We start from the raw sequence: 9,555 nt of genomic DNA, 5'->3' as shown, positions 1-9,555 counted from the left end.
CCACTGCGAATGATGTTGACACCGATAACGCCCTGCTCACTGTGCAGAATCTCACTCTAGTCGGTACGGACGGAACAATCTCCGAAAACGCAGACGGCACATGGACTTTCTCACCTAATAAAGATTTTAACGGTGAAGTAAGATTCAACTTCGAAATAAATGACAGTGCGGAAAACAATAACATCACCAAGGTGACGGGCACTGTTACTGTTGACGCAGTTAACGATGCGCCCATAGCTAACCACGAGGTTAACAACTTTCGCGAAAATGACCACGACATCGATCCTGCCACAGGAAATGTCCTTTCAAATGATACGGACGTTGATAATATAGACCTCACAGAAGGCGATAAAGATACAAATCAGCTTACGGTCAACAATATTTCATTCACTGACGAAAGCGGTGACGTACAGAATGTCGAGGTTGAATCCGGCAGTTCCTCCACTATTGTTGGGAAATACGGTGAACTGACTATCAATAGCGACGGAACCTATTCATACATTACTGATAAAGATGCTGTAGACGCTCTTCCAAGCAGCCCCGATGACGGCAACAATGGTTACACCCGTGAAAAATTCGAATATACTATCACCGATCCCGACGGCGAGAAAAGTCAAGCCACTCTATGCTTGGATATTCTTGGCGAAAACGATGCGCCGGCCATTGACCTTGATGGTGATTCTCATCTTAAAATGACTTTTGTTAGCGAATCGGCATCATTTATCAATATATTCGGAGTCTATCAGGTTGACGCTAACGGTGAGAACCCTTCTGATCCTCAAGTTTTTATAAACGATCAGAATGCGCTGACCACTGGTTCAAATCATGTCCTTGGAACTTTACCCGAAGGACATTCTTATCAGTATTTTCTAATTTCAGACGGAGGTAGATACTACCCCGACCTTGCAGACAATGAACTTTCTTTCACTTCCGCTAACGGAAAAATAATTCTTAATGTAAACGGAGACCCCTCAGCTAAATCTGTTTATTTTTCCCAGATGGAAAACAATCCGGATACTCTGAATGGTAGCGAAGAAACATCAGGTAATAAAGCGAATGATGGAACTCCGGCTCCCGGTCATTTCATTATTACGACGGAGGAGGGAGGCACAACCCTCATCCGTATGGAAGATGTAAAAAACGGCGGGGATAAAGATTATTTAGACGTAGTCGTCCGCCTCAGCCCAGCCGAAGGATCAGACGGAACCGGATACCATGCAACCTTCATTGAAGATGCAGGCCAAGTATATGTAGCATCGGCAGGACTCACAATTGCAGATGTAGACAGCACAACAATGACCACTGCCGAAATTGTGCTGACCAACGCCATGGACGGAGATCTGTTGCGTGTAGGTAACCTACCGGAAAACATCACAGCTTCCACAACAGAAGATAACGGCAAAATAATCGTTACCCTGTCAGCGGCAGAAGGACATACCGCCTCCCCTGCTGACTTTGAAGCTGCTATCCGCTCAGTATCATTCTACAATAACAGCGAAACTCCAGATACGACTGAACGCATTATCAACGTAACTGTTACCGATGACAATAAAGGTGTCAGCAACACCGCGACATCTACTATCTCGGTTTTTGCCAGAAATGATGCTCCGGCACTGCATAACGAACACGACACTGCCTCTGAAGCCTACAACGACAACACTGTCGCCCCTTCCAAAGGGAACCTGTTGGATAACGCCACTGATGCCGAAGACACGGACTACAGCGACGAAGGCAGCAATACAACCCAACTGAACGTAGTTAATGTTTCATTCACTGATGATGAAGGCCACCCCCACAACCAGAAGGTTGTTAATGGTGATGAAGACTCAACCATTATTGGAAAATACGGAACACTTACCGTCAGTGCCGATGGAACGTATTCTTATGTAGCTGATCAGCAAGCTTCCGATGCTCTCTCAGAGAACAGCGGAGCAACTGAAACCTTCAAATATACCGTGATCGACAGCGAAGGTGCCCGATCAACCGCCAAACTGACCTTCGATATTGAAGGGATTAATGATGCGCCGACCAGCACTCCGGTTGTTGTAACCACAAACGAAGATACCGACATCATCATTACCCAAGAAACGCTGCTTGCCACTGCGAATGATGTTGACACCGATAACGCCCTGCTCACTGTGCAGAATCTCACTCTAGTCGGTACGGACGGAACACTCTCTCAAAATACAGCTGGCGAATGGGTATTCTCACCTAATAAAGATTTTAACGGTGAAGTAAAATTCAACTTCGATATCAACGACGGCTCGAAAAACAACAACATTACTCAGGCGACAGGCACAATTACTGTCGACGCGGTTAATGATGCGCCGACCATCGACTTAAATGGTGACAACGGCCAAATTGAAATGACTTTTGTAGAAGAAAATGCTGCCTTTAACAATATCTTCGGCGTCTATGTTGTCGATGAAAATGGCAATCCTTCCAACCCGCAAATATTAATTACCGACCAGAACACACTCGTTGAACTCGAAGGAGAAAAGATTGCATCCTTACCGGAAGGTCTCCACTATGAATATTTTCTTATAGCCGATGGAGCCGACCATTACTCCAGCACCTCCACCCTTTCTTTTGAAACCGTTGGAGATCAATTAATTCTCAAAGTAAACGGGGAAGCCTCTAAATCCCCCGTATATTTTTCCGAAGATCAATATAACCCGGGTGGGCATAACCACTTCAGAACCGTAAATAATGATGATGGATCTACCACTGTAAGTATGGAAGATCTGCCACATAATAGTAACAACGACTTTGATGACATTGTAATCAACATAACTCCAGGAACTGTCCACGAATCGACTTTCACCGAGGATGCCGGAGGTATTTCAATTGCCTCAACAGACCTAAAAATTGGAGATGTTGACAGCGCTACAATGACAAACGCGAAGATCGTGCTGACCAATTTTAAAAACGGAGATCATCTGAATACAGAGGATTTACCGGACGGTATCAGTGCATCTGCACCTCAAATAATTGATGGTAAGCTGATAATAATTTTAACAGCTACAGACGGGACAACAGCTCCACTCGGTAAATTCGAGGCAGCTATTCAATCCGTCACATTTTCTAACGAAAGTGATACCCCTGACACCGCAGATCGACACATTGAAGTCACCGTTACCGATGACCATAATGTAGCCAGCAACACAGCAACTGCGACTATTCACGTCAATGCCATTAACGATGCGCCGGAAGCAATAAATGACACGGCATCTATCAGTGAAGATTCACCCACCTCCATAGAGGGGAATGTCCTTACCAATGACTCAGACGGCGAAGCGGATCATCTCACTGTCATAAAAGTTGATGGAATAGGAAACGATGTCGGAACTGAAATTAAAGGACAATACGGCAAAATAACCATCAAGGCAGATGGCTCCTACACGTATGAAATCGATAATGACAATGCCACGGTTCAGGCTCTGAACGACAACGAATCACTTTCCGAGACCATCACTTACACCGTATCGGATGGTCATGGAGGAACTGATACTGCTAACTTAGAGATATCTATTGCAGGTAAAGATGATTCTAGTGTCATCATTGGATCTAATGGTGATGAAAATGCTCCTATAAACGGAGGCTCAGCCGCTGATATTCTGTCTGGAGACTTCGGAGGATCAATAAGCGGAACAACCGCAGTTCCGCTAAACTATAACTATGTTGTAATGATGGATACTTCCGGTTCAATGGACGGCAATGACCTTGCTAATATGAAAACAGCGATGAACACTATGCTGAACTCATTACAAAACGAAGTTAATAAAACAGGCGGAACAGTTACTCTGCACTTAATGTCCTTCGATACCGATGTTGATGGAGCACAAACATATACACTTACTAAAAATGGCAGTCACGCTGAAGCCACAACTTTCATTAATAACCTGAATGCTTATGGCGGAACAAACTACGAAGACGCCTTTATGGACGCCTTAAGCTGGACACAATCTCATTCCGCGTACGCAGACCAGACACACGCGTTATTTATCACAGATGGAGCTCCGACCTACTATAATACGCCTTCAGGAATAGCAGGAAATGGCCGGCACACTTCTACCTCAAACTTACAACACCTTTTCGGAATTAGTAAAAATGACCAAGTAAACGACATTGCCAACCTGCAAAATGCTGTAGATAGTTTGCGCGCCGTAGCAATTGGTATGAATTCTACAACAAGGCTTAATGGAGCTAACATCTATATTGATGGAATCAAGGTTGATACTCAAGGTGAGCTGATGAATGCCATTGACAGCACAGGTCACGCTCTTGTTGTACAGTATAGCTCTGATCTGAATCAGACTCTGGACGTTATTATTAAAGACACGCTCCAACTGGAAGATGCCGGAGCGGATCAAATATACGGAGGTGGTGGTAATGACCTCATATTTGGGGACACAATCAACACGAATACTCTAGCAGATCTGCATAATATTAATTTACCTGAAGGATCGGGTTGGAAAGTCTTTGAAGAGCTTGAAGCTAAACCTAACTGGTCGAAAGATGATACGCGGGATTATATTAAAGAACATCACGTCGAACTAGGTCAAGAAACGCTGGACTCTGAAGGTCATGGCAGACAAGGCGGCGATGATACTATCTCAGGCGGTAGTGGCGATGATATTATTTACGGACAGGAAGGAAATGACATCATCTATGGCGGTGACGGGGATGACATACTGCTCGGCGGTAGTGGCGATGATATCCTTATCGCAGGCAGCGGTAACAACTACATCGTAACAGGTGAAGGTGCAGATAAAATCATTATCGATAAGTCCTTCATAAATACTGACAGTGAAGACTCTACCTATATTACTGTAAATGACTTCGATGCGAACCATGATTCCATCCAAGTAACAACCGATACTGTTGATAATATGACATACACAGGATTCGCAGGAAATAGTACTGAAAGCGCATATACCGAATTGTTATTCGACAATGGAACATCGGATACATCAGATGATATTGTAGTTAAACTTATGGGAATAGCACCAGCAGACTTTCATACAGACTTAGTAGATACCGCAATATCTTCCGACATGAATTCACTAATTCAGAACATAATTGACCATCCAGAAACAAACAGCTAATATTCCTTAAATAAATCAGCTCATCTTCATATGAAGATGAGCTGATTTATTTACTCAATTTGATATTAACTATTTTTAAAATTGTCATAACTTTATTAATACATACCAAAAGACACTTACTAAATGAAAAAAACTATCCTACTCATACTGATTTTAACTCTTTTCACGTTCAATATCGCCCATGCAGAAATCGACGGAACTGTTTCTTTAAAAGAAAGTGTCATTCAAGCGGTTAAACAACATCCTAAAATTAAATCCCTACTCTTCAATCGTCAGGCGGTAGACGAAACTCTCTCGGCTGCTCTGGGACGCTTTTTCCCTTCACTTGATGCGTCATCAAGTGTGGGCCTGCAAAATTACGACAGTGCTGCCACCAGAACTTTAAACCGAAACACTGATTCTAACGGAGCTTCTGACAACTCACTGACGTTAACCCAAAATATTTTTGATGGTATGGAACGCTTAAGCCAGTATGACCGTGAAAAAGCTCGACTGGAGTCAGCAAAACAAAGACTTTTCGACAATGTTGAAACTGTAGCCCTCGATGCTATACGGACACACATCAATGTTCTGCGGGAACGCAAACTTATGGGGCTGGCTGAAAAAAACATTCAAGACCACCAAGATGTTTTAAGTAATATTTCAGAAAGAGTTACAGCTGGAGCAGGTAATAAAGCTGATGAAATGCAGGCGAAAGGACGTGTAGCAAGAGCAGAAATAACCCTTGTTACTTACACCGGAGATTTGCAAACGGTTGAAGCCGAATACCTCAGAGTTGTCGGCAAAAAGCCGAAAGCTCTTGCTCCTGCGGAGTATTTAGCAAGTATGGCTCCAACCACTATGGACTCAGTGCTGAGCCAAACGTTGGAGAACAACCCTAAAATAAAAGTCGCAAAAGCTGAAATTTCAGTTGCTGAAGAAAGCAAAGGGATTATTCAGGCCCGTATGTATCCTGATGTTAATCTCAAACTCAGCTCCCGTTACACAGATCAATTGGACGGGTCAAAAACATATTTACAAGACAATCGGGCAATGGTCGGTATTTCCTGGAACCTTTTTAGCGGCGGAACAGATTATAAGGACGCTCAGGCTGCTGACTCACGCATCAAGGAAGCAGAGGCTGATCTTAGGGATACCACTGATGATATCACTCGTCAGGTCGCAACGGCCTGGAGTGAATTCCAGACCGCCTCAAATCAGATAAGACTTCATGAAGAAGCTCTTCAATACAGCATTGAATCGCGCGATATGTATATTATGCAGTTTAATGTAGGACAGCGCAGTCTTCTTGATGTTCTCGATGCAATCAACGAAGTATTCAGTAACAGTGTGTTGCTTGAGACAGCCCGAAGTAATCAAATATTCAGTATTTACAAATTCCTTACACTTCAAGGTACACTTGTGAATACGTTGGAAGTTGCCAAGGCCACATATGATACTATTCCTGAATAAGCAGAGTAAAGAATAATTCATAAGGGCATGGTCTTAGGATCATGCCCTTTTTTATTTGCAAGAAACAAACTGAACATTTCTATTTCAACAAGATCAAATCACCAAAGTCTAATCACCACATAAAAGGCCCCGGCACGAATTCGCGTCGGGGCCTTTTATCTACAAATGACTTGCTACAAAAAAATATTTAGCCAGCAAGCAGCTTTTCAATTTCTGAAGTAGAAACAACCTTTCTCAAAACTTCTACAACGTCATGATCGAACTTCGAAGTATCAGAAACTAGAATATCAAGCGCCTGTTCAGTCGTTTTTGCTGCACGATAAACTCGGGGTCTTATCATGGCACAAAAAACGTTCGCAACAGCCAGAATACGTGCCAAGACGACAATCTCAGCCCCCTTGAGCTTCTTTGGATAACCATTACCATCCAAATGCTCATTCATCTGATAAATTGCCTGAACAACGTCTTCAGCGATATCAATATCCTTAAGAATTTTATAAGCGTGTTCGACATGCTGTTCCATTATCAGTTTTTCTTCTTCAGTCAGCTTTCCGGGCTTAATCAATATCTCTTTAGGCACAAAAACCTTACCAATCTGAGAAAGATTTGCCGCTGTCTCCAGCTGCAAAAGATCTGTTTCAGAAAGGTTCATAATTCTCCCTATTGCCACGGAAATTCCGGATACAAGTTTTGTATGACCGCCAAGATGAGGATCTGCGGCCTCAATTGTGTTGGCAAGAACCATTATAGCCCGCTGAACAAGTCGTTTATTATTTTCTTGAACAGCTACAAAATCCGTAATATCCCGAAAAACAGAAACAACTCCCAGACATGCGCCGGCGGCATTTCTATATGGAGATTTTGCAATATGAAACTGATAACGTTTTGAACGCAAAAAGACTGACTCAGTGAAAGTAATTTTACGGTCAGCTTCGCAAACAGCCTTGTCAGGAGCTGTTAAACGCTTTGCTGTGTCAAATCCGAAAATAGCTGCGTCATCCATACCGATAAGGTCTTCTTTCGAACGTCCGGTAGCCTCAGCAAAAGCATCGTTAACGTAAGTATATTTACCTGAAATATCTTTCAAAGTAATAAACTCATCAACAGCCGCATTGATGCTGTCAATAAAACGCTTCTGACAGTCTATCTGAGAAGCTAGACACTCGAATTTTTTTGCCATGCGTTTGCTGTTGACGCTGGCTAGAACCCACCAGACTAATCCGGCCATGAGAATAACTATGAGAATAGCGAAAACTGAAACGATATAAACAGAACGGGAAAAAGCATCAATGGACTTTCTGGATATTTCATAATCATTTTGCTGAACAATCCACCAATCCAGAGAGTCAACTTTGACACCTAAAGAATAAACTTTTCTTTTATAATTATCCAAACCATCCCGTTCACCAAAAGCAAGACCGGAATTTTCAAACTTCACAGAATTCGGTACTTCGGCAAATCCCTCAGAAGTCCAAGGCAAAACATTCAAATACCCTTCACCTTTCTTCTGAACTAAACAGGTACGCTCCCCCTCCGCTGATAAAGCAGAGTTAGAGAGTAATTCTGTAATCTTGCCTGTTACCTGCTGTGTCATCATCAAAAGCCCAACGACTTTTGAAGCACCGCTATCAGCAAACATTGGCACAAAAACATCCATCTCAAGCCCCTGCGGGGTTTTCCTAAGTGGCGAATATTGCGCATTTTTATTAGTAACTGTTTCACTGGCAAGAACCATCTGGGCTTCATCAAGAGGAGGAAGATATCCATCCGTAGCAATATAAGCCTGACCATCAGTGCTAAGTATTCTTGCAGTTACAAAGCCCGTATAAGTCGTAAACTCTCTGAGCATATTTTGCATCATAGGCAATTGCGCTGCCAGTTCTGCCTTATCTTCTGTAAGCTCTCCATTCTCAAATGAACTCATACTGAAAATTGAAGATAAATCATCTTTGAAGACCTCAACTTCCGAGGCATACAACCTGAAAAGATCTGATTTAATCAGCCGATCACCTTCTTTGCTAAGATGTTTCAGCCATGTTTCCATTGCTTCAGCTCGCCCATCGCTGAGTAAAGCTAATCGTTTCTGCTGATTATCTAAAAAGTCTTCGTTGCGATCCGTAATACTTTGGTTCGCTAAGAAACAAATCCCTATCGAGACAAGCAGCACCAAAAGAAGAACCAAAACGATCTTGCTCGTCGGTTTATCTTCCTGAGGATGATACGTCTCATTATGCATAATCGGGGATTGTTGTTCTGCCATGATTTAACTCCATCTGAATGGTTACTTTTTATTTATCGGTTTTTTATATGTAGTTTTCTTAGCAGGTGCCACATGGAACCATCTAAAGTTCTCATTCACTGAATACTGAGGCACGTAATGCTTGTACTTCGTGTGCGACAAAACGAGAACGGTCTGATTATCAAGAACATAAACATCATCACTCAAATAAACGACTAAAACGGCATGCCCTATCCCTCTTATGTTATCCCGGACAGCGACAATACGCATTTTATCCTTGCTGAATCCCAGCTCCTTAAGAGCGTAATACTTGGCGATGGCGTAATCCTCACAATCACCGGACTTGCTCAAAAATTCTATAGGAGTCGCCCAGTAATCCGTCATACCGTAATTTTGCTTATCCAAACGGTAGGGCCACTGATTAAAATATTTATTCACAGCCCTCAACCGATCCATCTCCGGCTTGGAAGCAATCTGCTTCTTTAGAAGTTTCCAACCCGCCTTGGATGCTTGAGACGCTTTAGATTTAGAGCTGAAATATCCTTTCCATTGTTTCATACCGGCTAAAACTCTAGTCCATTTAGGCAGTTTCGATATCTTACCTTTGAACTCGACAGTTTCGAATATTTTTTGTTTAACAACTTTTTTTGAGCCTGCGAAACCACTTTCTTCCGTCCCGATTACAAAAAAGGCCACAAACAGAACACACAGAACAGTTGCTCTTACAGCGCGTATGCTTTGAAAGAACAACATAAA

At 42.7% G+C, this 9,555-nt stretch carries 4 protein-coding genes; 2 read left to right on the top strand and 2 right to left on the bottom strand.

Annotation, left to right across the window (positions count from 1 at the left end):
• On the top strand, positions 1-5,108 hold a 5,108-nt coding region (locus JEY82_RS06690), incomplete at its 5' end, for a tandem-95 repeat protein (RefSeq protein WP_304084065.1).
• Between the two features lie 123 nt (positions 5,109-5,231).
• The gene (locus JEY82_RS06685; protein ID WP_304084063.1) at positions 5,232-6,560 is read left to right on the top strand and encodes a TolC family outer membrane protein; all 1,329 of its coding nucleotides are present in this window, start codon (positions 5,232-5,234) and stop codon (positions 6,558-6,560) included.
• 187 nt (positions 6,561-6,747) lie between these two features.
• Here the strand turns inward: JEY82_RS06685 and JEY82_RS06680 are convergent, their stop codons facing one another.
• Positions 6,748-8,820: an HD domain-containing phosphohydrolase gene (locus JEY82_RS06680; protein ID WP_304084060.1), complete on the bottom strand. Its 2,073-nt coding sequence runs from the start codon at positions 8,818-8,820 to the stop codon at positions 6,748-6,750.
• Positions 8,821-8,841: 21 nt separating this feature from the next.
• Entirely contained in the window at positions 8,842-9,552 is a 711-nt protein-coding gene (locus JEY82_RS06675; protein WP_304084059.1) for a transglutaminase-like cysteine peptidase, read from the bottom strand.
• Positions 9,553-9,555: the final 3 nt, after the last annotated feature.

The organism is Maridesulfovibrio ferrireducens (genome assembly GCF_016342405.1).
In the GTDB taxonomy this organism is placed as follows: Bacteria; Desulfobacterota; Desulfovibrionia; order Desulfovibrionales; family Desulfovibrionaceae; genus Maridesulfovibrio; species Maridesulfovibrio ferrireducens_A.
Note: the sequence above shows the minus strand (reverse complement) of the source record. Positions and strands in the feature narration are given on the sequence as shown.

Bases quoted from the DNA above. Each gene is read 5' to 3' on its own strand.
- JEY82_RS06675 (WP_304084059.1), bottom strand. From the start codon at position 9,552: ATGTTGTTCTTTCAAAGCATACGCGCTGTAAGAGCAACTGTTCTGTGT.
- JEY82_RS06685 (WP_304084063.1), top strand. From the start codon at position 5,232: ATGAAAAAAACTATCCTACTCATACTGATTTTAACTCTTTTCACGTTC.
- JEY82_RS06680 (WP_304084060.1), bottom strand. From the start codon at position 8,820: ATGGCAGAACAACAATCCCCGATTATGCATAATGAGACGTATCATCCT.